The organism is Terrabacter sp. Soil810, assembly GCF_001429645.1.
GTDB lineage: Bacteria > Actinomycetota > Actinomycetes > Actinomycetales > Dermatophilaceae > Terrabacter.
Genome location: NZ_LMSW01000011.1, coordinates 1,797,618 through 1,823,173 on the forward strand (window position 1 = coordinate 1,797,618; position 25,556 = coordinate 1,823,173).

General features: G+C 71.0%; 18 protein-coding genes and 1 tRNA gene. 5 read left to right on the plus strand and 14 right to left on the minus strand.

Annotated elements, in window-relative coordinates; all coding sequences use genetic code 11:
- Nucleotides 1-204 precede the first annotated feature (204 nt).
- Nucleotides 205-2,235, plus strand: a complete 2,031-nt coding sequence (locus ASG96_RS24250; RefSeq protein ID WP_157610849.1) for a hypothetical protein — start codon at nt 205-207, stop codon at nt 2,233-2,235.
- Nucleotides 2,232-3,353 (plus strand): glycosyltransferase family 4 protein, encoded by a 1,122-nt coding sequence (locus tag ASG96_RS14255; RefSeq protein ID WP_057588272.1) that lies wholly within the window; start codon nt 2,232-2,234, stop codon nt 3,351-3,353. Before ASG96_RS24250 ends, ASG96_RS14255 begins: the two co-directional genes overlap by 4 nt.
- Here ASG96_RS14255 and ASG96_RS23295 read toward each other — a convergent pair.
- Together ASG96_RS23295 and ASG96_RS14260 are read right to left on the minus strand one after the other, a co-directional pair.
- Nucleotides 3,334-3,474: a hypothetical protein gene (locus ASG96_RS23295; RefSeq protein ID WP_157610851.1), complete on the minus strand. Its 141-nt coding sequence runs from the start codon at nt 3,472-3,474 to the stop codon at nt 3,334-3,336. The genes ASG96_RS14255 and ASG96_RS23295 overlap by 20 nt on opposite strands.
- A 2-nt stretch (nt 3,475-3,476) precedes the next feature.
- Nucleotides 3,477-5,258, minus strand: coding sequence for a hypothetical protein (locus ASG96_RS14260; protein ID WP_057588273.1), 1,782 nt, complete (start codon nt 5,256-5,258; stop codon nt 3,477-3,479).
- A gap of 102 nt (nt 5,259-5,360) precedes the next feature.
- Between ASG96_RS14260 and ASG96_RS14265 the strand changes: the two genes are divergently transcribed.
- Nucleotides 5,361-6,113, plus strand: a complete 753-nt coding sequence (locus ASG96_RS14265) for a class I SAM-dependent methyltransferase (RefSeq protein WP_082588719.1) — start codon at nt 5,361-5,363, stop codon at nt 6,111-6,113.
- 27 nt (nt 6,114-6,140) lie between these two features.
- Nucleotides 6,141-7,433, plus strand: a complete 1,293-nt coding sequence (locus ASG96_RS23300; protein ID WP_057588274.1) for a lipopolysaccharide biosynthesis protein — start codon at nt 6,141-6,143, stop codon at nt 7,431-7,433.
- Between the two features lie 50 nt (nt 7,434-7,483).
- Here ASG96_RS23300 and polA read toward each other — a convergent pair whose 3' ends face one another.
- Nucleotides 7,484-10,159 (minus strand): DNA polymerase I, encoded by a 2,676-nt coding sequence (polA, locus tag ASG96_RS14275; protein WP_057588275.1) that lies wholly within the window; start codon nt 10,157-10,159, stop codon nt 7,484-7,486.
- 94 nt (nt 10,160-10,253) lie between these two features.
- On the opposite strand from polA, the gene ASG96_RS14280 reads away from it, so the two are divergent.
- Complete coding sequence (locus tag ASG96_RS14280; protein ID WP_056757309.1) at nt 10,254-10,691, plus strand: PaaI family thioesterase; 438 nt, start codon at nt 10,254-10,256, stop codon at nt 10,689-10,691.
- 26 nt (nt 10,692-10,717) lie between these two features.
- Here the strand turns inward: ASG96_RS14280 and ASG96_RS14285 are convergent, their stop codons facing one another.
- From ASG96_RS14285 to gltB, 11 genes are all read right to left on the minus strand, one after another.
- On the minus strand, nt 10,718-11,305 hold the full coding sequence (locus tag ASG96_RS14285) for a GNAT family N-acetyltransferase (protein WP_056757311.1): 588 nt from the start codon (nt 11,303-11,305) through the stop codon (nt 10,718-10,720).
- Between the two features lie 192 nt (nt 11,306-11,497).
- Complete coding sequence (locus tag ASG96_RS14290; protein WP_056757316.1) at nt 11,498-12,217, minus strand: ABC transporter ATP-binding protein; 720 nt, start codon at nt 12,215-12,217, stop codon at nt 11,498-11,500.
- Nucleotides 12,207-13,193: an ABC transporter ATP-binding protein gene (locus tag ASG96_RS14295; RefSeq protein WP_369793605.1), complete on the minus strand. Its 987-nt coding sequence runs from the start codon at nt 13,191-13,193 to the stop codon at nt 12,207-12,209. The genes ASG96_RS14290 and ASG96_RS14295 overlap by 11 nt, the downstream gene beginning before the upstream one ends.
- Nucleotides 13,186-14,334, minus strand: a complete 1,149-nt coding sequence (locus ASG96_RS14300) for a branched-chain amino acid ABC transporter permease (RefSeq protein ID WP_056757319.1) — start codon at nt 14,332-14,334, stop codon at nt 13,186-13,188. The genes ASG96_RS14295 and ASG96_RS14300 overlap by 8 nt, the downstream gene beginning before the upstream one ends.
- The gene (locus ASG96_RS14305; RefSeq protein ID WP_056757322.1) at nt 14,331-15,320 is read right to left on the minus strand and encodes a branched-chain amino acid ABC transporter permease; all 990 of its coding nucleotides are present in this window, start codon (nt 15,318-15,320) and stop codon (nt 14,331-14,333) included. Before ASG96_RS14305 ends, ASG96_RS14300 begins: the two co-directional genes overlap by 4 nt.
- A 111-nt stretch (nt 15,321-15,431) precedes the next feature.
- On the minus strand, nt 15,432-16,574 hold the full coding sequence (locus ASG96_RS14310) for a branched-chain amino acid ABC transporter substrate-binding protein (RefSeq protein ID WP_235506633.1): 1,143 nt from the start codon (nt 16,572-16,574) through the stop codon (nt 15,432-15,434).
- A 150-nt stretch (nt 16,575-16,724) separates the two neighbouring features.
- Nucleotides 16,725-17,438 carry a response regulator gene (locus ASG96_RS14315; RefSeq protein WP_082588720.1) on the minus strand — a complete coding sequence of 238 codons (714 nt, stop codon included), beginning with the start codon at nt 17,436-17,438 and terminating at the stop codon, nt 16,725-16,727.
- A gap of 122 nt (nt 17,439-17,560) precedes the next feature.
- Nucleotides 17,561-17,643 (minus strand) — tRNA-Leu (locus ASG96_RS14320).
- Between the two features lie 94 nt (nt 17,644-17,737).
- Entirely contained in the window at nt 17,738-19,195 is a 1,458-nt protein-coding gene (gene pyk / locus ASG96_RS14325) for a pyruvate kinase (protein WP_056757328.1), read from the minus strand.
- Nucleotides 19,196-19,380: 185 nt separating this feature from the next.
- Entirely contained in the window at nt 19,381-20,838 is a 1,458-nt protein-coding gene (locus ASG96_RS14330) for a glutamate synthase subunit beta (RefSeq protein WP_057588276.1), read from the minus strand.
- Nucleotides 20,831-25,396 (minus strand): glutamate synthase large subunit, encoded by a 4,566-nt coding sequence (gene gltB / locus ASG96_RS14335; protein WP_057588451.1) that lies wholly within the window; start codon nt 25,394-25,396, stop codon nt 20,831-20,833. Before gltB ends, ASG96_RS14330 begins: the two co-directional genes overlap by 8 nt.
- Between the last annotated feature and the right edge of the window lie 160 nt (nt 25,397-25,556).

The following is a 25,556-nucleotide window of genomic DNA, read 5'->3' on the forward strand; positions in this document are numbered from 1 at the left end:
CAGCTTCGAACGGCTCGTCACCGCCAACGGGCTGCGTGTCGTGGCACGCGACACCGTCGGCTCACCCGTCGACGTCCTGGCACGGGGCCGGGAGGACACCACGGTCGGCGCCGTCGCCCAGGGTGTCGCCGCAACCGACCGCGCGGCCACGCGCGTGTGGCCGACCTTGTTCGGCTACCAGTTCCTCTACGTCCTGGAGCGGGTTTGACCTCAGCGCTACGACAGCGGCGCGCGCAGGTCGCCACCGCCGTCGGGCTCGTCGTCGGGGGCCTGGCGTTCTACCTCACGCTGTTCGACTTCCGGCTCGACCCGACGCGTACGGCCGTCAGCCTCGGCTACGCGTCGAACTTCTTCGACCTCCAGGCCCAGGCGTTCCTCGACGGTCGGGTCGACGTACCCCGGGGCAGCCTGGGCATCGAGGGCTTCGTCATCGACGACCGCACCTACATGTACTTCCCGCCGTTCCCGGCCCTGCTCCGCGTGCCGGTGCTGCTGCTGACCAAGGCGTTCACCGGCCGGCTCAGCCTCGTCTCGATGTGCCTGGCCTGGGTGCTGCTCGCCGTGATGACGGTGCTGCTGCTGTGGCTCGTGCACCGGTGCCTGCGGGGCACGCGTCCGGTGACGGTCCTCGAAGCGGTGGCCGCCGCCGTGTTCCTGGCAGCGGCGACCGGCGGCACGGTGCTCACGTTCGACGCGGCGCTCCCGTGGGTCTACCACGAGGTCTACCTCTGGGCGGTGGCTCTCGTCGTCGGCTCCCTCTACTGGATCGTGCGCACGGTCCTCGAGCCGACGCGGACCCACGTGCTGTGGCTCGGCGGCTTCGCCCTCGCGAGCGCCCTGACCCGCACCACCGGTGGCTGGGCCGTGTGCATCGTGGTCCTCGGCATCGGCGCCTGGCTCGCGCTCGGGCGCTACGGGCCCGAGCGCCGTCCGGCCTGGCGCATCGTCGCCCTCGCCGGAGCGGTGCCGCTCGCGGTCGCGGTCGCGTACAACCAGCTGAAGTTCGACCACCCCTACCTCTTCCCGCTGCAGGACCAGGTGTGGACCTCGGTCAACGAGCACCGGCGCGACGCCCTCGCGGCCAACGGCGGGACCATCACGGGACCGCAGTTCTTCCTGACCTCGCTCGTCAACTACTTCCGGCCCGACGGGGTGCGGTTCGTCGACTACTTCCCGTGGGTCACGCTGCCCGGCGAGCCGGCGCGGGCCTACGGCGGCGCGTACCTCGACCAGTTCTACCGGACGGGCAGCGTCACGGCCTTCATGCCGCTCCTGCTGCTGCTCACGCTCGCCTCGTTCCCCGTGCTGTTGCGCCGCACGGAGAGCATCGAGCGGCGGGCGCTGCGCCCGGCTGTGCTCGCCGGGCTGCTCGTCACCGGTGGCGTCATGGCCTACGGCTATGTCGCGTACCGCTACACGAGCGAGTTCGTCCCCGTCCTCGTCATGGCCGGCGCCGTGGGCCTGTGGGGCCTGACGGGGCTGCTCGAACGGCTCCCCCGGGTCGTGCGCGCCACGGCGCTCACCGCGACCGCGGTCCTGGCCTGCTTCGGCATCGCCGCCAACATGCTCACCGGGGTGGCGACCGCGGCGACGACGCACCGCGGCGAGGACCTGCGCGAGTTCGTGGCCACCCAGGCCACGGTCAGCGGCGGACCCGGCTCCGCCCTCAGCCGGCGGGTCACGCAGTCGGACGACCTGCCCGCGCGGGGCGCCACCGACGAGCTCCACGTCCTCGGCGACTGCGACGCGCTCTACCTCAACACCGGCGACGCGTACGAGCCGTGGGTGGTCGTCGAGGCGCGCCCCCAGGTCGTCGAGGTGCGGGTCGGCGAGCGGCTGCGTCACGGTCGCGTGCTGCTCTTCACCGTCCACGGCACCGTCGACCGGCACGTCTACCTCGAGACGCAGGACGACAACTACGCCCGTGTCGTCATCACGACGAAGGACGGCAACTACGCCGGGGGATGGTTCGCCGTCTACCGCGACTCGACCTTCCGCGTGGGCATCGGCGTCGCGACCGACCTGGGGTTCGCCGAGGTCACGTCGACCCCGGGCGGCTTCGTCGGATACGTCCCCTACATCGAGTGGGACGCGAGCTGGGACGCCCGACCGGGGAGCATCTCCCCGTCGTTCTACGGCACCCGCACGTTCGAGAAGCTCGGCGTGACCATGAGCCGCCAGCAGGGCCTGCCCCTCGACCTCTGCCACCGCCTGCTGGCCGACGCCCGCGCGTGAAGGTCACCTTCCTCACCTGGCGGGACCCGGGACACCCGGACGGGGGCGGCTCCGAGGTCTACGTCGAGGAGATCGCTCGGCGGCTCGCGGCCCGCGGCCACGAGGTCACCGTGCGCAGTGCGGCGTATGCCGGGGCCCCGGCTCGCGAGACCGTCGCGGGCGTCGCGCACCGCCGGTCCGGCGGGCGGCTCACCGTGTACGTCCGTGGGCTCGCCCACCTGCTGACGCGCGAGGGGCGCGACCGCGACGTCGTCGTCGACGTCATCAACGGCCTGCCCTTCGCGTCACCGCTGCTGCGCCGCCACGGCGTGCTCGCGCTCGTGCACCACCTGCACCGAGAGCAGTGGGCGATCATCTACCCGGACTGGCGAGGACGCCTGGGCTGGTTCGTCGAGTCGCGCGTGACGCCACTGCTCTACCGCGCCGTCCCGGTCGTGACGGTGTCGGAGCACTCGGCGGCGGACCTCGCACGGATCGGCGTCGAACGCGCGCGCGTCACCGTGGTCCGCAACGGGCTGGACCACGGTCGCCGGCCCCCGACCGTCCCGAGGTCGACCTCGCCACGCCTCGTGGTCCTCGCGCGGCTCGTCCCCCACAAGCAGATCGAGCACGCCCTCTGGGTGCTGGCGCAGCTGCGCGCGGAGGTGCCCGGGCTACGGCTCGATGTCGTCGGCGACGGGTGGTGGCGCAGTCAGCTCGTGGACGAGGCGAGCCGACTGGGCGTGACCGACTGCGTCACCTTCCACGGACACGTCGACGACCCGACTCGCGACGAGCTGCTCGCGACCGCCTGGGTGATGCTGCTGCCCTCGGTCAAGGAGGGGTGGGGCATCGCCGTCACGGAGGCCGCGGCCCAGGGGACGCCGACCATCGGCTACCGCCAGAGCGGGGGCCTGTGCGAGTCCGTCGTCGACGGCGTGACGGGCCTGCTCGTCTCGGACCGCTCGGAGTTCCTCGCCGCGACGCGCCGGCTGCTCGCCGACGACGTGCTGCGGACGCGGCTGTCGGTGGAGGGCACCCGCCGCGCGCGGCTGCTCGACTGGGACGACAGCGCCGAGCGCTTCGAGGAAGCGCTCGGCGAGGTCGGCGTGGACCGCGTCAGCGGTCGCCGTAGGTGATGATCTCCTGGCTTGCGGGGTTGGTCTCGGGCGGCGCCGTCTGCGACGACACGAGACCGAACAGTCCGACACCGGCAAGCACGGCACCGGCCACGATGGGGCCGACAACCTTCGTGAGCATCCTCAACTCCCTCTCTGGGTCCGGGGCAGCATACCAGCGGGTAGCCCCCGCCGACGGATGAACCGGTCGCGCGTCACGAGGACCATGGCGGCCAGCACGAGCGCGGCCACGAGCGCATCCGTCCCGACCACTGTCGCGATCCGCGACATCCCCGGATTCGGCTGCGGCGCAACGGGATCCGCGGACTCGTAGAGCTCCAGATGCGTTCCGCGAAAGCGCTCCACGTAGCCGGCGGGAAGGGCGGGCCGCGTCGCGGCGTCGGCCTGGACGAGGAGCCAGCGCACGCCGAGCCGGCGCAGGTCGGCGGCAGCCGCCGGCGTGCCTCCGGGCTGCCCGGCACGGGCCAGGGCTGCCCCGACGGTGGCGGACCGGACGCTCTCCCCGCCCAGGGTCAGCGGCCCGACGGAGAGCCGGTCGGACATGACGACGTCGACGTCGAACCAGCGCGACGCAGGGTCGTAGACGGCGGAGGCGGCGCCCCACGGGTAGAGACGGTAGGGGGCCCACGGCAGCGATGCCATCGACCCGTCGGACCCGTCGACGACGTCAGCCACCCGTGCGAAGTCGACGGGGTAGTCGACCGGGCGCACGGTGGGCCAGACGACCCGCGTGGCGTCGGGGAGAACGGCCAGCGGCAGCAGCAGCGCAGCTGTGCCCACCGTGGCGAGGAGCCCCGGGGACCGCGTCCGAGCCGCCCTGAGTGCCCGGTCGGTGACCGCGCCGAAAGAGAGGACGGCGAGGACGACCGCGGGCAGGAGCCACTTCTGCCCGTCGCGCAGCAGGCCCGCCCCCGGGACGCTCTCGACGAGCAGGCGCACGCCGGCAGATCCGCCCGGCACAGCGGCGACCACAGCGAGCCCGAGGCCGACCGCCGCGGCGACAGCGAGACGGGGCGCCGCCTCCGGGAGCAGCCGGCGCAGGCGCGGCCACCCGAAGACGACCACGCCGACGACGAGGACGGTCCCGACGTGGCCGAGCACGCCGCCACGGCTGGGTGGCACCGAGCCCGAGTCCCAGATCCCGCCGAGCCCGAGCAGGCTCCACAGCGCGCCACCGGGGCGCTCGGCCCGGGCCGCGAACGCCTCCACGGCGTTCGGGTCGCCCACGGAACCACTGGCGCCCAGCAGGGCCGGGACGAGCCACGGCAGCTGCACGATCACGGCGACCGCGACGGCGAGCCGACGCGTCCCACGCGTCCAGGCCAGGACGGCCGCGAGCCCGCCCGCCACGACCGCCCCGGTAGGCGTGATCGAGGCCAGGGCCGCTCCGACGAGCAGCCCGGCAGCGGCACGGGTCCGGGCGCCCCTCCCCTGCTCCGAGACGCGGCGGAGGCGGACCGCGGCAGCGACGACGACGAAGCACGCGGCATACGCGGCGAGCAGGGCCCACTGCCCCAGCGCGAGCCGCTCGACGACGAAGGGGTTCCACAGCGCGAAGCCGGCCGCGGCCGCTCGCGATGCGGGATGGGCGTCCCGCAGGAGCCGGTGGGCGGCGCACCCGGCGAGGACGAGGATCCCGACCAGCGCGACCCGGGCGAGGAGCGCCCCGCCCACGACGAGGTCGGCCGCGGCGACGAGGGCATCGAGGGGGACGGCGCGGGCGGGCGAGTCGCCGAGGCCGAGCCATGCGAGGCGGAACGGCTGGTGCGGGGTGAAGACGAGGTCCCGCGCGAGCGGGTGACCGGCCTCGGTGAGCAGCGGCCAGAGGAGCAGCACCGTGAGGGCGGCGACCCACAGGTCGAGAGCGGCCGGCACGAGCCGACCAGCCCGGGGTCGCGGGTCCATGCGCCTCCCTCCGTCGACCGGGCCGCGCCGCCTCACCACGATGCCGGTGTCGTGCCCCTCTACGCTGGGCCGACCCACCCTAGAACACCCCGGAGGCACCTCGTGAGCGAGTCGATCGGCGGCGACGCGCCCACGGCTGCCGCAGACCCCGGCGGCGACGGGTTCGACGAGGCCTTCGCCCTCGCCGACCCGATCGGCGGCTGGCTGACCCGCGACCAGGCTCGCGCCCTCTGGGACGCCGCGGCCGACCTGCCGCCCGGTGCGCACGTCGTCGAGATCGGCTCGCACCAGGGGCGCAGCACGGTCGTCCTCGCCCGCGCCCTCGCCCGGTCGGGTGGCCGGCTCACCGCCGTCGACGCCTTCGTGGACGGCCCCCGCTACGGCGGCACGGCCACCCGCGACGTCCTCGCGGCCCACCTCGAGCAGGCCGGCGTGACCGCGGTCGTCGACGTCGTGGCAGCCCGCAGCCAGGACGTCCGGTCCCGGTGGTCCGAGCCCATCGACCTGCTCTGGGTCGACGGCAAGCACGACTACTGGACGTGCAGCGACGACCTCCGCTGGAGCGAGCACCTTCCACCGCACGGCCGGTGCCTCGTGCACGACGCCTTCTCGAGCATCGGCGTGACGACGAGCCTGCTCGTCCACGTCCTTCCGTCGCGGCGCCTGCGCCTCACAGGCCGGGTGGGGTCCCTGGCGCTGCTCGAGGTCGCCTCCCCCAGCGGCGCCGACCGTCGCCGTCTCGTCGCACAGCTGCCGTGGTGGCTGCGCAACGTCGGCCTCAAGGTGCTGCTCCGTCTGCGACTGGGCGCCGTCGCGCGTCGACTCGGTCACGTCGGGCCGTTCGACCCGTACTGACGGGTAGGTAGGGGCTATCCTCGGCCCGTGACCGACCGCTCGCGACGCCGCGACGCCATCCGTGGGGGCCTCGTCATCGCTGTCGCCACCGGGCTGATGAACGCGGCGACCTACGGCTTCACCCTCATCGGGGCCCGCCGTCTCGGGCCCACCGGGTACGGCGCGTTCGCGGCGATGCTCGGCCTCGTCATCGTCGTGAACGTCGTCTCGCTCGGCCTGCAGGCGACCGGCGCCCGTCGCGTCGCGGCGGCTCCGGGCGACCGTGGCGTCATCGAGGCGCGGGTCATGGCGGTCTCGGTGCGCTGTGGGATCGCGCTCGCCGTCGTGTGCCTCGCGGCCTCCCCGCTCGTCGCCCGGGTGCTCTCCCTCGACTCGTGGCTGACGGCGGCGCTGCTCGCGGTGCCGGCGTTCTGCTTCTCCGTCATGGGCGGGCAGGCCGGCATCCTGCAGGGTGAGGGACGCTGGCTGCCGCTCGCCGCCGTGTTCGTCTCGCTCGGCGTGGCTCGCATCGTGATCGGCAGCGTCGCGATCTCGGTCTCGGCGACCCCCTTCTCGGCGACGCTCGGCGGCATCGCCGTCGCCGCGGTCGTCCCTCTGGCGGTCGGCGCCGTCGCGCTCCGCCGGACGGCGGTCGCCGGCACGCCGACCACGCCGGCCACGCCGGCCACGGGCCGCACGCACTCCCGCGTGCTGCGCGAGGTCGTCCTCAGCGCGCACGCCCTCTTCGCCTTCTTCGCCCTGTCGACGGTCGACGTCGTGGTCGCCCGCGTCGTCCTCGACGAGCACGAGGCCGGGTTGTATGCCGCCGGGCTGATCCTCTCCAAGGCTGTGCTCTTCCTCCCCCAGTTCGTCATCGTCATCGCGTTCCCGGCGATGGCCCGGCACGGAGCCGACCACCGGCTGCACCTGTGGGGGCTCGGCGTCGTCCTCGCAGTGGGCGGCGTCGTGTCCCTGGTCGCGGCCGCGCTGCCCGGGGTCGCCGTGGTCTTCGTCGGTGGGCGCGCCTATGCCGAGGTCGCCGGCTCGCTGTGGGCGTTCGCCGCCGTCGGCACGGTGCTCGCCGCCGTCCAGCTGCTCGTCTACAGCGCGCTGGCCCGACGACACCAACGGTCGATCGGGCTGCTCTGGGTCGCGCTCGTCGCCATCTCGGCGGGGTCGCTCCTCGTGCACACCGGGACCGGCCTGCTCACCCTCGTGTGCGTGGTCGACCTCGCGCTGCTCACCGCCCTCGTCGTCATCACCCGGCGTGACGACGTGACCCAGCGCGACCGTTTCGACGGGCTCGATACGCGGGCCGCGGAGCCCGTCGCCCAGCTCTGACGGGACGGCGGCCGCGTCAGAGCCCGGCCCCGGCCGTCAGGTGCGAGGGGTCAGTGGGCCGCGTCGTGCCAGGAGTGACCGACGCCGACGTTGACGTCGAGCGGCACGTCGAGCTCGGCGGCATGGCCCATCTCGTGGCGGACGAGCTTCTCGACGTCGTCGCGCTCACCGGCGGCGATCTCGAGGACGAGCTCGTCGTGGACCTGGAGCAGCACGCGCGACCTGGCACCCGAGTCGGTGAGCGCACGATCGACGCCGATCATGGCCACCTTCATGATGTCTGCCGCCGAGCCCTGGATCGGGGCGTTGAGGGCCATCCGCTCGGCCATCTCGCGGCGCTGGCGGTTGTCGGACGTCAGGTCGGGCAGGTAGCGCCGGCGGCCGAACATCGTCGCGGTGTAGCCGGTCCCGCGCGCCTCGGCGACGATCTCCTTGAGGTAGTCGCTGACGCCGCCGAACCGCTCGAAGTAGCCGTCCATCAGGCCCCGGGCCTCCTCGGTGCTGATGGTCAGCTGCTTGGAGAGTCCGAAGGCCGACAGGCCGTAGGCGAGGCCGTAGGACATCGCCTTGACCTTGGAGCGCATGGCCGAGGTGACCTCGTCGGGCTCGACGCCGAAGACCTTCGAACCGACGAAGCTGTGGAGGTCCTCACCGGTGCGGAACGCCTCGATGAGCCCCTCGTCGCCGGACAGGTGCGCCATGACGCGCATCTCGATCTGGGAGTAGTCGGCCGACATGAGAGCGTCGTAGCCGTCACCGACGACGAAGAGCTCACGGATGCGGCGCCCCTCCTCGGTGCGGATCGGGACGTTCTGGAGGTTGGGCTCGGTCGAGCTGAGCCGCCCCGTGGCGGCGATGGTCTGCAGGTAGGTCGTGTGGATGCGGCCGTCGTCGGCCACCGACTTCTGCAGCCCCTCGACCGTGACCCGCAGACGCGCGGCATCGCGGTGACGCAGCAGCGCCTCGAGGAACGGGTGCTCGGTCTTGGTGTAGAGGTCGGACAGGGCGTCGGCGTCGGTCGTCCAGCCGGTCTTGGTCTTCTTGGTCTTGGGCAGGCCCAGCTGGCCGAAGAGCACCTCCTGCAGCTGCTTCGGCGAGCCGAGGTTGACGTCGCGCCGGTCGATGGCGTCCCACGCGTCCTCCTGCGCCTGGCCGACCTTGGCGGCGAAGTCGCCCTCGAGGGAATCCAGCCCGGGCACGTCGACGGCGATGCCGGTGCGCTCCATCCGGGCGAGCACGCCGACGAGCGGAAGCTCGACCTCCGCGAGCAGCTGCTCGCCCCCGGTGGCGCCGACCTGCTCGTCGAGCACGTCGGCGAGGTCGCGCACGGCGGTGGCCCGCACCATCTCCTTCTGGGCCGCGACCTCGTCGGCGTCGCCACCGAAGTCGAGCATGCCCTGGCCGTCGGTCGGCGCGGCACCGCTCAGCTCTCGGTGCAGGTTGCGCAGCACGAGGTCGTCGAGGTGGTAGGTGCGCTGGTCGGGCTTGACGAGGTAGGCCGCGAGCTGGGTGTCGCTGGTCAGCCCGGCGAGCGTCCAGCCCCGGGCGCCGAGCGCCTCGATCGGGCCCTTGGCGTCGTGCATGGCCTTGGGGCGTGCGGGGTCCTCGAGCCAGGCACCGAGCGCGGCCTCCCCCTCGGGCGTCAGGGTCTCCAGGTCGATCCACGCAGCGCTGCCGTCGGGAGCGGCCACGGCGACACCGCTCGCGTCGCCGGTGCCCCGGGCCCAGGTGCCGGCGACGGACAGTCCGGCACGCTGGTCGGACGCGAGGTGCTCGGCCACCCAGGCCGGCACGGCCTCGGGCGCGACGAGCTCTCCGTCGACGTCGAAGCCCTCCTCGGCCTCGGGCGCGGCGGCCTCGACGGTGGCGAAGAGACGGTCGCGCAGGACGCGGAACTCGAGCCCGTCGAAGACCGTGTGCACCTCCTCACGGGCCCACTGGGTGCGCTGGAGGTCCTCGACCTCGATGCCGACGGGGCTGTCCTTGACGAGCTGGTTGAGCCGGCGGTTGCGCAGCACCTGGTCGAGGTGGTCGCGCAGCGACTGGCCGGCCTTGCCCGGGATCTTGTCGATGCTCGCGACGATGCCGTCGAGGTCGCCGTACTGGGTGATCCACTTCGCCGCGGTCTTGGGGCCGACGCCGGGCACGCCCGGGAGGTTGTCGGACGACTCGCCCACCATGGCCGCGAGGTCGCTGTAGCGGGTCGGCGGGACGCCGTACTTCTCCTCGACCTGCGTCGGTCCCATCCGCGAGACCTCGGACACACCGCGGACCGGGTAGAGGATCGTCACCCGGTCGGAGACGAGCTGGAAGGTGTCGCGGTCGCCGGAGCAGATGAGGACGTCGATGTCCTTGGCCTCGGCCTGGGTCGCGAACGTCGCGATGATGTCGTCGGCCTCGTAGCCGTCGAGCTCGACGTACCTGATGCGCAGGGCGTCGAGGATCTCCTTGACGAGCGGGATCTGGCCCTGGAACTCGTCGGGCGTGCGCGCCCGGCCCGCCTTGTACTCGGCGTACTCCTCGGTGCGGAACGACTGGCGCGCCTTGTCGAAGGCCACGACGACGTGCGTCGGCTCCTCGTCGCGCAGCATGTTGATGAGCATCGAGGTGAAGCCGTAGACGGCGTTGGTGTGCTGCCCCGTGCTGGTCGAGAAGTTCTCGGCCGGGAGCGCGAAGAACGCACGGTAGGCCAGCGAGTGTCCGTCGAGGAGGAGAAGTCGGCTCACGGGGCAACCCTAGTGGCGGCCACCGACGACGTGAGCCGGGGCACCGGCGGCCACCGGGCCACCGGCAGCGCGGGAGGCGGCATACGATCCCGGCATGACTGACTCTTCGACGCAGGCGGCAGGCGGGACCCTCGACGACATGCGGTCGATGGCCGAGGGGACCCTCATCGAGCGGATGGACATCGAGGTCACCGAGGTCTCTCCCGAGCGCCTCGTCGCGACGATGCCTGTCGCCGGCAACACCCAGCCGTACGGCCTGCTCCACGGCGGAGCCAGCGTCGTGCTCGCCGAGACCCTCGGCTCCATCGGCGCCCAGATCCACGCCGGTCCGGGACGCGTGGCCGTCGGGCTCGACATCAACGCGACGCACCACCGCGCCGCGCGATCGGGCGTCGTGACCGGCACGGCGACGCTGCTCAGCGCCGGGCGGACGCTCGTCAGCTACGACGTCGTCGTCACCGACGAGGACGGCAGGCGCGTCTGCACGTCACGGATCACCTGCCTGCTGCGCGACGCGGCCCCGGGGGCCTGACGTCGGGTCGACCGCCTCGAGAGGACTCAGCCCGCGATCTTGGGGTCGTGGCGCGGCGCCCGGGCGGCGCGCAGGTCGCGACGGCGCTGGAGCAGGTCGAGCGAGACCCTTTGGGGCCGCGGCTCCCCCGCCAGCTTGCGCTGCAGCGTCGCGGCCGATGCGACACGACGCACCGTCTCGGGGGCGAAGCCGAGGCGGGCGAAGAAGCGGTTCGCCTCGCGGTCCCCTGCCGGCACCGAGCTCGCGAGGTGCTCGCAGCCCTGGCGGTCCGCGTAGCGCCCCGCCGCCGTGAGCAGTGAGCGACCGACGCCCTGGCGGCGGAAGTCGGGGTGGACGAAGAGCATGTCGATCGACACGCAGGGTGAGTCGACGAGCAGGCTGCGGGTCGAGTCGGCGAGGACGACATAACCGGCGGGGCTTCCGTCGGTGAACGCGATGAAGGCGCAGATGTTGTTGCGCTGCAAGGCATTTCGCAGGGTGCCGTCGAGCGCCAGCCGCTGAGCCGCCTCCGGGGTGGTGCCACCCTCGATCCGGTGCGTGATCCACAGCTCGATGAACTGCGAGTGCAGGCCCTCGTCGACCCGCCGCACCGAGACCATTGCTCGACCCATCATCCCTCCCGTTCCTGCCCCGAGGTCACCCGGCAGACACTACGACCAACAGGGCCGCGGCGGAAGGGGAACACCCCGGAGCACCCGTGCCGGACGGGGCGCCACGACCGTGGTCGTGACGCCCCGCCTTCGGATTCCTGGAGCTCGCGCTCTGCGCCCGGAACGGCGTTCCGACCGTCGGTCGGAACGGCCCGCCTAGACGTCGCCGCCGAGGTAGGCCGCCTTGACGGCCGGGTCGTCGGCGAGGTCCTTGCCCGTGCCCTCGCGGACGATCTCGCCCGTCTCGAGGATGTAGGCGCGGTGCGACCTCTTGAGCGCCTGGGCGGCGTTCTGCTCGACGAGCAGCACCGTTGTGCCCTGGCTGTTGATCTCCGTCACGATGTCGAAGATCTGCTTGATCAGCTTGGGCGCGAGACCCATCGACGGCTCGTCGAGGAGCAGCAGCTTCGGCTTGGCCATGAGCGCGCGGCCCATCGCCAGCATCTGCTGCTCACCACCCGACATCGACCCCGCAGCCTGGTTGCTGCGCTCCTTGAGCCGCGGGAAGAGCTCGAAGACGCGCTCGAGGTCGTCCTTGACGGCCTTGCTCTTGCGGTCCGGACGGGCATACGTGCCCATCTCGAGGTTCTCCATGACGGTCATGCCGACGAAGCACCCGCGGCCCTCGGGCGACTGAGAGATGCCGAGGACCGGCCGCTCGTGCGACGGCATGTGCGTGATGTCCTTGCCGTCGAAGACGACCGAGCCGGCTCGCACCGGACGCAGTCCCGAGACCGTCTTCATCGTCGTCGTCTTGCCGGCACCGTTGGCCCCGATGAGGGTGACGATCTCACCCTCCTCGACCGTGAAGCTGATGTCGCGGATGGCCTCGATGCGTCCGTAGTTGACGCACAGGCCGTTGACCTCAAGAAGCATCTTCCTCATCAACTCCCAGGTAGGCGGCGATGACCGCCGGGTTGTCGCGGATCTCCGCGGGCGAGCCCTCGGCGATCTTGCGGCCGAACTCGAGCACGACGATCCGGTCGGTCACGCCCATGACGAGCTTCATGTCGTGCTCGATGAGCAGGACCGTGTAGCCCTGGTCGCGGATCGTGCGGATCAGCTCCATCAGCTTGGCCTTCTCGGCCGGGTTGAAGCCGGCCGCCGGCTCGTCGAGGCAGAGCAGCTGCGGGCTCGTGGCCAGGGCGCGCGCGATCTCGAGACGGCGCTGGTCGCCGTACGGGAGGTTGCGGGCCAGCTCGTCGGCCTTGCCGTCGAGCCCCATGAAGGTCAGCAGCTCGAGGGCGCGGGCGTAGCCCTGCGCCTCCTCCCTGCGGTGCTTCGGCAGGCGGAACATCGCCGAGACCACACCCGTCGAGTGGTGGGCGTCGACCCCGACGAGGACGTTCTCGAGCGCCGTCATGTTGGCGAAGAGCCGGATGTTCTGGAACGTGCGCGCGATGCCCAGCTTGGTGATCTGGAACTTCTTGCGCTTGCCCAGCGGCTTGCCGAGGTAGCGGACACCACCCGAGGTCGGCTGGTAGACGCCGGTCATGACGTTGAAGCACGTCGTCTTGCCGGCACCGTTCGGGCCGATGAGGCCGAGGATCTCCCCCTTGTTGATGTGGAAGCTCACCTCGTTGAGGGCGACCACACCGCCGAAGCGGAGGGTGACCTCGTCGACCTCGAGCAGCCGCTCGCCCTCGGACACGACAGGGACACCGATGTCCTCGGGAGCGATGTCGACCTCGGGGTTGATGTCGGTGACCTCGTCGGCCGGGTCGGCGAGCGCGCGCTCTCCGGTCGGCTCGACCGGAACCGAGCTCGTGCCGGCGCTCGTGCCGGCCGGGTCGGGCGTGGCCGCGGCCGCGGTCGGGTCGTCGCCGGATGTGGGCTGAGTGGGATCAGACACTGGCTTCTCCTTCCTCGAGGACGGCCTGTCTCTCGTCCGCCCGCTTGGCGCGGACCGTGCGCCGCGGGGGCAGCAGGCCCTGGGGGCGGAAGATCGCGAGCAGCATCAGCGCGAGACCGAAGACGAGCACGCGGAAGTCCGCGAACTCACGGAAGCGCTCCGGGAAGTAGCTGACCACGATCGCACCCACGATGACACCCCAGCGGTTGCCGGCGCCACCGACGACGACGGCTGCCAGGAACAGGATCGAGAGCAACAGCTGGAAGCTGTCGGGCGAGATGAAGCCCGCCTTGGTCGCGAAGAGCGCACCCGACAGGCCACCGATGGCGGCACCGAGGGCGAACGCGAGGAGCTTGAACCGGAAGGTCGGCACGCCCATCAGCTCGGCGGCGTCCTCGTCCTCACGCGTGGCCTCCCACGCACGACCCACCCGGCTGCTCTTGACGAGGATGTCGAAGAGCAGGACGAGCGAGATGATGCCGAGGGCGAGCCAGTAGTAGGGCACGAAGTCGTTGATCCCGAACTTGAGGAAGGTCGAGGTCGTGTCGAGGTCGACGACCGGCGCTCCGCTGCTCCAGTCGATGCTCGGGACCTCGAACAGCTCGAAGCCGGGCGGCTTCGGGATGTCGGAGATGCCCTGCGCCCCGCCCAGCCACTCGGAGTTGACGAGGGTGAGGCGGACGATCTCACCGAACCCGAGCGTCACGATGGCGAGGTAGTCGCCGCGCACGCGCAGGGTCGGCGCACCGAGGATGATGCCCGAGATCATGGCGATGACGATCGCGATGGGCACGACGACGACCCACGACATGTGGGCGTGCTCCGAGGTCAGCACACCGATGGTGTAGGCGCCGATCGCATAGAAGCCGACGTAACCGAGGTCGAGCAGTCCGGCGTAGCCGACGACGATGTTGAGGCCGAGGGCGACGAGGACGTACGTCGCGACCGTGAAGAGGACGCCACCGAAGTCGGAGCCCTCGGTCGTGATGAACGGGATGTTGAGCAGCGGGAGGAGGAACAGGAAGATCGCGAAGAGCACCCAGAGGAGGATCTTGACGGCCTTCGGCAGGTTGGTGACCCGCTCCCTGAAGCCCGGTGAGGTCGGCTTGCGTGCCGCGGGGGTCGACGTCGTGGTGCTCATGCGCGCGCCTTTCCGAGGGACTCACCGAGCAGGCCGGTGGGTCGGAAGAGCAGGATGAGGATGAGGAGGACGAAAGCCACGACGTCCTTCCACTGCGAGCCGACGACGGCGGAGCCGTAGTTCTCGGCCAGTCCGAGGATGAAGCCGCCGAGCAGTGCGCCGCGCAGGTTGCCGATGCCGCCGAGGACGGCAGCGGTGAACGCCTTGACGCCGAGGATGAAGCCGGCGTCGTAGCGGGTGATGCCGATCTTCAGCATGTAGAAGACGGCAGCGGCGCCGGCCATGACGCCACCGACGAGGAACGTCACCTGGATGACGCGGTCGCGGTTGACGCCCATGAGTGCGGCGGACTCGGGGTCCATCGCGACGGCGCGGATGCCGCGGCCGAGGCGCGAGCGCTTCACGAACTGGTCGAGGAGGACCATGATGGCGATGGCGCCCACGATGACGAAGACGTCGACGTTCGTGACGTGGTAGCCACCGATCGTGAAGATCGGCTGCGGCGCGATGATCGTCGGCATGCCCGCGTTGTTGCGCGAGTTGCGGACGTAGTCACGCAGGTTGTCGTCCAGGCCGACCCAGCTGGTGATGCGGCTGCGCAGGCCCATGATCTCGGCGAGGACGAACGAGGCGCCGATCGCCGAGATGAGCGCGATCAGGGGTGGCGCGTTGCGTTTGCGGAGCGGCCGGTAGGCCACCCGTTCGAGCAGCACGGCGATGAAACCGGACATCGCCATGGCCGCGACGAACATCATCGCGACCCAGAAGATGACCTGCCCCACCCCGGCACCGGGACGACCACCGAGGAGCATGACCACCCACAGTGCCGCGAAGGTGCCGTACATGAACACCTCGGAGTGGGCGAAGTTGATGAGGCGAAGGACGCCGTAGACGAGCGTGTAGCCGAGCGCGACGAGCGCGTAGACCGCGCCGATCGTCAGGCCCGTGATGGTGTAGGCGAAGAAGTTGTCGATGAGGTTCTGCATCCAAGACCTCCTGGGCCGGGTGCGGTGGGCGGGATCAGGGCTCGAGCGCCAACCGAACGAGGGGCGGTCGGAGCGTACTGCTCCGACCGCCCCCCTTCGTTGACGAACGCGTTACTTGATCTCGCCGACGGAGACGATCTTGCCGCCCTCGACCTTGTAGGCGAACACCTTGATGTCGGCCGACTCGCCCTTGGCGTCGAACTTCAGCTGCTTCGTGACGCCCTTCTTGTCGTAGGCCTTGACGAAGTCGACCATGCTCGCGCGGTCCTTGCCGGCGGCGATGCCGTCGAGCAGGATCGTGGCCGAGTCGTAGCCCTCACCGGAGTAGGTGTTGGGGTCCTCGTTGTACTTCGCCTTGTAGGCGGTCTGGAAGTCCGGGGCCACGTCCGCGGGGACGCAGGGGCAGGTGATGATCGTGCCCTCGGCGGCGTCCTTGGCGTTGTCGATGAAGGACTGGTCCTTGACACCGTCGGCCACGACGAACGTGCCCTTCCAGCCGGCGTCGCGCAGCTGCTTGATGAGCGGCGCGGCCTCGGGCGAGTAGCCACCGAAGAAGAGCGCGTCGGCGCCCGAGCTCGTCACCTTCGTGACGGAGGCGCTGAAGTCGGTCTGCTTCTGCTGGATGGTGTCGTTGCCGATGACCTGTGCGCCGAGGTCGGAGCGGACGATGTCGGCCAGGCCCTTGCCGTACTCGGACGCGTCGTCGATGACGAACGTCTTGGTCGACTTGACGGTGTCCTTGATGTACTTGGAGGCCGCGGGGCCCTGGGTGGCGTCGTTGCCGAGGGCGCGGAAGAAGGTCTTCCAGCCGTTGTCGGCGAGCTTCGGGTTGGTTGCCGACGGCGTGATCGTCACGAGGCCGGCCTCGTTGAACGCCGGGTCGGCGGCCTTGGACTCACCGGAGAACGCCGGGCCGACGATGCCGACGACCTTCTTGTCGTCGATGGCCTTCTTGGCCAGGGCGGGGGCCTGCGTCGGGTCACCCTGCGAGTCGTAGTTCTCGAGCGTGACCTTGCAGTCCGCGTGCTTCTTGTTGTAGTCGTCGAGGGCGAGGTTCACGCCGTTCTGGATGTAGATTCCAAGGTTGGCGTTCGGGCCGGTGAGGGCACCGAACATGCCGATCTTGTAGTTGCCGCAGGCTGCAGCGCCACCACTGGCGGGCGGTGTGGCGGTGTCGCCCCCCTTGGTGCCACAGGCGCCGAGGGCAAGCGCTGCGACCGCGAGCGGCACAGCGAACTTGAGGGTAGAACGCACGGGTGTCCTCCTGATGTCACACATCCCTCGGTCGAGGGCTGACTGGAGACTAAGCCCCACCCTGCACCGTGGTCACGAGAAACTCGCGATGAGTGACCGTGTCGTGACCTGTTCGGGCGTGCTCCCGGACGATGTGCGGCGTCCGGGGCGTCAGGACGCCGGAAAGCCGTTGATGACGGCCTCGGCGACCTCTTTCATCCCGAGCCGACGGTCCATCGCGGTCTTCTGGATCCAGCGGAACGCGTCGGACTCGCTCAGCTTGAGCTGGGTCATGAGCACACCCTTGGCGCGGTCGACGAGCTTGCGCGTCTCGAGCCGCTCACCGAGGTCGGCGATCTCGGCCTCGAGGGCCTTGAGCTCCTGCCAGCGGGAGGTGGCGATGTCGATGGCGGGGCGCAGGTCGTCGGCGGTGAACGGCTTGACGATGTAGGCCATGACGCCGGCGTCGCGGGCGCGCTCGACGAGCTCGGTCTGGGAGAAGGCGGTGAGCATGATGACGGGGCACAGCTTGGCCTCGTGCAGCTGCTCGGCGGCCGAGAGCCCGTCGAGGACGGGCATCTTGACGTCCATGATGACGAGGTCGGGCCTGACCTCCTTCGCGAGCTCGACGGCCTGCTCGCCGTTGCTCGCCTGGCCGACGACGTCATAGCCCTGCTCGCCGAGCATCTCGACGAGGTCGAGGCGGATGAGGGCCTCGTCCTCGGCGACGAGGATGCGGGTCGCCCCGGTGACCGGCGCCGCCGTGTCGGTGGCGTCCTCAGGTGCCGACAGCCCCTCGGACGCGGCCGGGGACGCGGGTGACCCGGAGGCCTCGGCGGCGGTGGCGGGTGTCGGCCTGGGGGTCGTGCTCTCGTCAGTGCTCACGGGGCAAAGCGTAGCCGGGGCCACGTTTCCGGCGCGTTTCGGGACCGTCAACCCCGCGTCGCGATCGGGCCGGGCGGGTCCGTGCAGGCGGCCACCCCGCTCGTGAGCGCGGCGGCAAAGGGTGCCGAGGGCGGGACTCGAACCCGCACGGCCTTGCGGCCAGAGCATTTTGAGTGCCCCGTGTCTGCCATTCCACCACCCCGGCCGGAGTGCCGCGCCAGCATACCCGCGAGGACACGAACGCCGCCGGGGGTGCCGGCGGCGTACGTGGTCACTCGGTCGTGCGATGCGGGCCGAGCTCAGCTCGTGACCTCCTCCGGCCGGTAGGCCGGGGCCGCCCGGTTGACGGCGTCGCCGACCCGGTGGACGCGCAGCGCGTTCGTCGAGCCCGGGATGCCGGGAGGCGAGCCGGCGACGATGACGACGCGGTCACCCTCGGTGACGCGACCCTCGGGCATGAGCTTGAGGTCGACCTGCATGGCGAACTGGTCGGTGTGGTGCATGCGCGGCACGAGGTAGGTCTCGATCCCCCAGACGAGGGCGAGGCGCGAGCGCACGCGGGGGTCGGAGGTGAAGGCCAGCATCGGCAGCCGCGGACGCATGCGGGCCATCCGGGTCGCCGACCCACCGGTCTCGGTGAACGTGATGAGGAACTTCGCCCCGATGACCTCGCCGATCTCGGCAGCGGCCTTGGTCACCGTGCCCCCGACGGTCTTGGGGTTGGTCTTCATCCGCGCGATCTTGTCGTGGCCGTGGACCTCGGTGGACTCGATGATGCGCGCCATGGTGCGCACCGAGTCGATCGGCCAGGCACCCACCGACGTCTCGCCCGAGAGCATGAGCGCGTCGGCGCCGTCGAGCACCGCGTTGGCGGCGTCGGAGGCCTCGGCCCTCGTCGGGCGGGGGTTCTCGATCATCGACTCGAGCACCTGCGTGGCGACGATGACCGGCTTGGCCTCGCGCCGCGCGAGCTCGATGGCGCGCTTCTGCACGAGGGGCACGTCCTCGAGCGGCATCTCGACGCCGAGGTCACCACGGGCGACCATGATGCCGTCGAAGGCCGCGACGATGCCCTCGAGGTTGTCGACAGCCTGCGGCTTCTCGATCTTGGCGATGACGGGGATGCGCTCGCCGAACTCGTCCATGACGGCGTGGACGTCGACGATGTCGTCGGCGGAGCGCACGAACGACAGCGCGATCATGTCGACGCCGAGCCGCATCGCGAAACGGAGGTCCTCGCGGTCCTTGTCGGACATGGCGGGCACGCTGACGGCCACCCCCGGCAGGTTGATGCCCTTGTTGTTGCTCACCTGGCCGCCGATGACGGTCTCGGTGAGCACGTCGGTGTCGGTGACCTCGACCGCGCGGAGCATGACCTTGCCGTCGTCGATGAGCAGGAGGTCGCCGGGAGTCACGTCACCGGGCAGGCCTTCGTAGGTGGTCCCGACGATCGTGTCGTCGCCGTCGACCTCGCGCGTCGTGATGGTGAAGCGCTGGCCGGGACTCAGGGTCACCGGACCGCCGGAGAAGCGGCCGGTGCGGATCTTGGGGCCCTGGAGGTCGACGAGGATGCCGACGGCGCGTCCGGACGCGTCGCTGGCGGCGCGGCAGTCGCGGTAGACCTGCTCGTGCACGGAGTGGTCACCGTGGGAGAGGTTGAGGCGGGCGACGTCCATGCCGGCGTCGACGAGGGCGCGGAGCTGGGTGGGCGATGAGGTCTTGGGTCCGATCGTGCAGACGATCTTGGCGCGACGCATGCTTCAACCTTATGGGTGCTGTGACGTGGGTCACCACGAGGGTTCGTCCAGTGGGACGCCCCGCGGCGTCGTCGGCGCGGGCTCCGTTGTGGCTCAGGGTGATCATGAGCGTATGCCGTGTCGCTGAGGTGGCGACACGGCATACGCCGGGGTGTGGCGGGGTGGTCGGATGCCGGCCGGCGCGGTCAGACGGTGACCGGGCGGTCGCTCGGGCCGATCGGGCGCGGGAGCGAGCTCGAGCCGGTGAGCCACGCGTCGACGCCCGCTGCGGCGGCCCGGCCCTCGGCGATCGCCCAGACGATGAGCGACTGCCCACGACCGGCGTCGCCGGCGACGAAGACGCCCGGGACCGAGCTCATGAAGTTCTTGTCGCGCGCGACGTTGCTGCGCTCGTCGAGGGCGACCCCGAGCTGTTCGACGACACCCGGGCCCTGGGGACCGAGGAAGCCCATCGCGAAGAGGACGAGCTGCGCGGGGATCTCGCGCTCGGTGCCCGGCTTGGGGGTGAGCCGGCCGTCGACGAGCTCGACCTCCGTGAGGCGCAGCGCCGAGACGTTGCCGTCGTCGTCGCCGACGAACTCCGTCGTGCTGACGGCATACAGGCGCTCGCCGCCCTCCTCGTGGGCGCTCGCGACGCGGTAGAGCATCGGGTAGGTCGGCCACGGCTGGTTGCCCGGACGCTCCTCCCCCGGCTGCGGCATGATCTCGAGGCTCGTGACGGACGCCGCGCCCTGGCGGTGGGCGGTGCCGATGCAGTCGGCGCCGGTGTCACCGCCGCCGATGACGATGACGTGCTTGTCGGTGGCGAGGATCTGGCCCTCCACCTGCTCGCCCAGCGCTGCACGGTTTCCCTGCGGGAGGTAGTCCATGGCCTGGTGGATGCCACCGAGCTGCCGCCCCGGCACGTCGAGGTCGCGCGGGACCGTGGCCCCGAGGGCGAGCACGACGGCGTCGTAGCGGTCGCGCAGCTGGCGGCCGGTGATGTCGACACCGACGTCCATGCCGTTGCGGAAGCGCGTGCCCTCGGCGGCCATCTGCTCGAGACGGCGGTCGAGGACCGACTTCTCCATCTTGAACTCGGGGATGCCGTAGCGCAGCAGCCCCCCGGGCTTGTCGGCCCGCTCGAAGACGGCGACCGTGTGACCCGCGCGCGTCAGCTGCTGGGCCGCGGCGAGACCGGCCGGGCCCGACCCGACGACGGCGACGGTCTTGCCCGACAGTCGCTCGGGCGGGAGCGGCTGGACGAGTCCCTCGTCGAAGGCGCGCTCGATCGTCGTGACCTCGACCTGCTTGATCGTCACGGCCGGCTGGTTGATGCCGAGCACGCACGCGGTCTCGCACGGTGCCGGGCACAGCCGTCCGGTGAACTCGGGGAAGTTGTTGGTCGCGTGGAGCCGCTCGATGGCATCGGACCAGTCACCGCGCCACGCGAAGTTGTTCCACTCGGGGATGAGGTTGCCGAGCGGACAGCCGGAGTGGCAGAACGGGATGCCGCAGTCCATGCAGCGACCGGCCTGGCGCTGGAGCTGCCCGAGCTCCTGCTCCTCGTAGACCTCCTTCCAGTCCCGGATGCGCACGGGGACGGGACGGCGGGCCGGGAGCTCGCGCTCACGGGTGGTGAGAAAGCCTTGGGGGTCAGCCACGGGAAGCCTCCATGATCCGGTTCCACACTTCGGGTCCGTCGAGGTCGAGGCCCTGTTCCTCGGCCTCGGCCCGGACGTCGAGGACACGCTGGAAGTCGCGCGGGAGCACGAGCGTGAAGCGCTCGCGCGCAGCCGCCCAGTCGTCGAGCAGCGCGCGGGCGACGGGCGACTCGGTCCACCCGACGTGGCCTTCGAGCAGCTCGCGGAGCGGCTCCTCGTCGTCGGCCCGGAGCGGCAGCAGGTCGACCATCTCGCGGTTGACGAGGTCGGCGTCGAGGTCGAGCACGTAGGCGACGCCACCGGACATGCCGGCCGCGAAGTTGCGCCCGGTCCGGCCGAGCACGACGGCCGTCCCGCCCGTCATGTACTCGCAGCCGTGGTCGCCGACGCCCTCGACGACGGCGTGGGCACCGGAGTTGCGCACGCAGAACCGCTCGCCGACGACACCGCGCAGGAAGAGCTGCCCGGTCGTGGCGCCGTAGGCGATGACGTTGCCGCCGATGACGTTCTGCTCGGCCACGAGGGCCGCGTCACGGTGCGGACGCACCGCGACGCGCCCGCCGGACAGGCCCTTGCCGACGTAGTCGTTGGCGTCGCCGAAGAGCTGCATCGTGATGCCGGCGGGCAGGAAGGCCCCGAAGGACTGCCCACCGGAGCCGGTCATCGTCAGCTCGATCGTGTTGTCGGCGAGACCGTGCGGGTGCGCCTTGGTCACGTGGTGCCCGAGCATGGTTCCGACCGTGCGGTTGACGTTGCGCACGGCGATCTCGGTGCGCACCGGCTCGCCGCTCTCGATGGCCGACAGGGCTCGGCTCAGCAGCTCGTTGTCGAGCGCCTTGTCGAGGCCGTGGTCCTGGGTGGCCGACTGGTACAGGGTGCCGCCGGTCGGGTTGTCGGCGACGGCGAGGATCGGGCTGAGGTCGAGGCCGGACGCCTTCCAGTGCGCGATGGCCTTGTCGAGGTCGAGGCTGCCGACCTGGCCGACGGCCTCCTCGATCGAGCGGAACCCGAGCGAGGCCAGGTGCTCGCGCACCTCCTCGGCGATGTACTCGAAGAAGGTCTCGACGAACTCCGGCTTGCCCGAGAAGCGCGAGCGCAGCTCGGGGTTCTGTGTCGCGATGCCCACCGGACACGTGTCGAGGTGGCAGACGCGCATCATGATGCAGCCCGAGACGACGAGCGGCGCGGTCGCGAAACCGAACTCCTCGGCGCCGAGCAGGGCCGCCACGACCACGTCGCGACCGGTCTTGAGCTGCCCGTCGACCTGGACGACGATGCGGTCGCGCAGGCCGTTGAGCACGAGGGTCTGCTGGGCCTCGGCGAGACCGAGCTCCCAGGGGGCACCGGCGTGCTTGAGCGACGTGAGCGGCGAGGCTCCCGTGCCGCCGTCGTGGCCGGAGATGAGCACGACGTCGGCGTGCGCCTTGGACACGCCCGCGGCGACCGTGCCGACGCCGATCTCGGACACGAGCTTGACGTGGATGCGGGCCGACGGGTTGGCGTTCTTGAGGTCGTGGATCAGCTGCGCCAGGTCCTCGATCGAGTAGATGTCGTGGTGCGGTGGCGGTGAGATGAGGCCGACACCGGGCGTCGAGTGCCTCGTCTTGGCGACCCACGGGTAGACCTTGTGCCCGGGCAGCTGCCCGCCCTCGCCGGGCTTGGCGCCCTGGGCCATCTTGATCTGGATGTCGTCGGAGTGGGTGAGGTAGAGGCTCGTCACGCCGAACCGCCCGGACGCCACCTGCTTGACGGCGGAGCGTCGCTCGGGGTCGAGCAGACGGTCGATGTCCTCGCCGCCCTCACCGGTGTTGGACCGACCGCCGAGGTGGTTCATCGCGATCGCGAGCGTCTCGTGCGCCTCCTTGGAGATCGAGCCGTAGCTCATCGCGCCGGTGTTGAAGCGCCTGACGATCTCGCTGACCGGCTCGACCTCCTCGATCGGCACGGGCAGACGCCCGGTGACCCCCGTCGGGCGGAAGGCCATGAGGCCGCGCAGCGTCATGAGGCGCGACGTCTGGTCGTCGATGCGCCCGGTGTACTGCTTGAAGATGTCGTAGCGGCGCTGGCGCGTCGAGTGCTGGAGGCGGAAGACCGTCTCGGGGTCGAAGAGGTGCGGCTCGCCCTCACGGCGCCACTGGTACTCGCCGCCGACCTCGAGGGTGCGGTGCGGCTGGTGGACTCCGTCCGGCGGGTAGGCCCGCGCGTGGCGCTCGGCGGTCTCGCGGGCGATGACGTCGAGGCCGACGCCGCCGAGCTGGCTGACCGTGCCGGTGAAGTAGCGGTCGACGAGCGGCTGGGCGAGGCCGATGGCCTCGAAGACCTGGGCGCCGCGGTAGGACGCGACGGTCGAGATGCCCATCTTGGACATGACCTTGAGGACACCCTTGCCGAGCGCCTTGATGAGGTTGGCGACGGCCGTCTCGGACGTGACGCCCTCGATCTCGCCGGCGCGGACGAGGTCCTCGACGGTCTCCATCGCGAGGTAGGGGTTGACCGCGGCCGCTCCGAAGCCGATGAGCAGGGCCACATGGTGGACCTCGCGCACGTCGCCCGCCTCGACGAGCAGACCGACCTGGGTGCGGGTCTTCTCGCGGATGAGGTGGTGGTGCACGGCGGCGGTGAGGAGCAGCGACGGGATGGGCGCGAGGTCGCGGCCCGAGTCGCGGTCGGAGAGCACGACGAAGCGCGCGCCGCGCGAGATGGCCTGCGAGACCTCGGCGAAGATCTCCTCGAGGCGGTCGCGCATGGCGGCCGCTCCGCCCGTGACGTCGTAGAGCCCGCGGACGACGTGCGTGGCGTAGCCGGGCAGGTCACCGTCGGCGTTGATGTGCACGATCTTGGCGAGCTCGTCGTTGTCGATGACCGGGAAGTCGAGGACGAGCTGTCGCGCGTGCGACGGCGAGGCCGACAGGGCGTTGCCCTCCGGGCCCATGTAGGTGCCGAGCGAGGTGACGAGCTCCTCGCGGATCGCGTCGAGCGGCGGGTTGGTCACCTGCGCGAAGAGCTGGGTGAAGTAGTCGAAGAGCAGCCGTGGACGCGACGACAGCACGGCGATGGGCGTGTCGGTGCCCATCGAGCCGAGCGCCTCGCCACCGGAGCGGGCCATCGGCGTCAGCAGGATGCGCAGCTCTTCCGCGGTGTAGCCGAAGGTCTGCTGGCGGCGAGCGACCGAGGCCGCCGTGTGCACGATGTGCTCGCGCTCCGGGAGGTCCTCGAGGCGGATCAGGCCCGCGTGCAGCCACTCGGCATACGGCTTCGCCGCGGCGAGCTGGCTCTTGATCTCCTCGTCGCTGACGATGCGGCCGTGCTCGGTGTCGACGAGGAACATCTTGCCCGGCTGCAGGCGTCCCCGCTGGACGATCGTCGCGGGGTCGAGCTCGAGCACGCCGGACTCCGACGCCAGGACGACGAGGCCGTCGTCGGTGACGGTGTAGCGGCCGGGGCGCAGGCCGTTGCGGTCGAGCACCGCGCCGACGAGGGTGCCGTCGCTGAAGCAGACGTTGGCCGGACCGTCCCACGGCTCCATGAAGGTCGAGTGGAACTCGTAGAACGCCTTGCGGGCCGGGTCCATCGTGGCGTGGTTCTCCCACGCCTCCGGGATCATCATCAGCACGGCGTGCGGGAGCGAGCGCCCACCGAGGTGGAGCAGCTCGAGCACCTCGTCGAAGCTCGCCGAGTCGGACGCCTCCGGCGTGCAGACCGGGAAGATGCGCTCGAGGTCGCCCGGGATGATGTCGGACGTCAGCAGGCTCTCGCGGGCGTGCATCCAGTTGCGGTTGCCCTTGACGGTGTTGATCTCGCCGTTGTGGGCGATGAAGCGGTAGGGGTGCGCGAGGGGCCACGACGGGAACGTGTTCGTCGAGAAGCGCGAGTGCACGAGGGCGAGCTCGCTCTTGAAGCGCGGGTCGGACAGGTCGGGGAAGAACGGCTCGAGCTGGCCGGTCGTCAGCATGCCCTTGTAGACGATGGTTCGGGAGCTGAGCGAGGCGAAGTAGACGTCGACCTCGTGCTCGGCGCGCTTGCGCAGGCAGAACGCGAGCCGGTCGAGACCGAGCGCCACCTGCCGCCCGATCGAGCTGCTGACGAAGAGCTGCTCGAAGAACGGCATGCACTCGCGCGCGACGGTGCCGACGAGGTCGTCCTCGACGGGGACCTCGCGCCAGCCGAGCACCTTGAGGTTCTCGGCGACCGCGATCTCCTCGATGCGGGCCTTGGCCGCGGCCCGCTCGATGGGGTTCTGCGGCAGGAAGGCGATGCCCGCGGCATACGCCCCGTTGTTGGGGAGCGTGAACGGGACGCTGGACCGGAAGAACTCGTCGGGGATCTGCGTCAGGATGCCCGCGCCGTCACCGACGAGCGGGTCGGCGCCGGTGGCGCCACGGTGGTCGAGGTTGCGCAGCGCCGTGAGGGCGTGGTCGACGATGTCGTGACCCGCCGTGCCCCGCATCGTCGCGATGAGGGCGACACCGCAGGCGTCGTGCTCGAACTCGCGTCGGTAGAGACCGGAGTTCTCCGGGTGTGCACTGAAGAGGGCACGGGTGCGGGTGTGCGGCGGCATCTTCACCGTCCTTCTGCTGGGTCCCAGGCGGGCGACCGCGACGGGGCCACGCGACATGACTGAGGGCATGTGGACGGCACTGGCCACAGGCGTTGCTGACGACGATATCGGAGGGACCGCTCGTCCTACCTGTTGATACAGCGGATTCCGAATCGTGAGA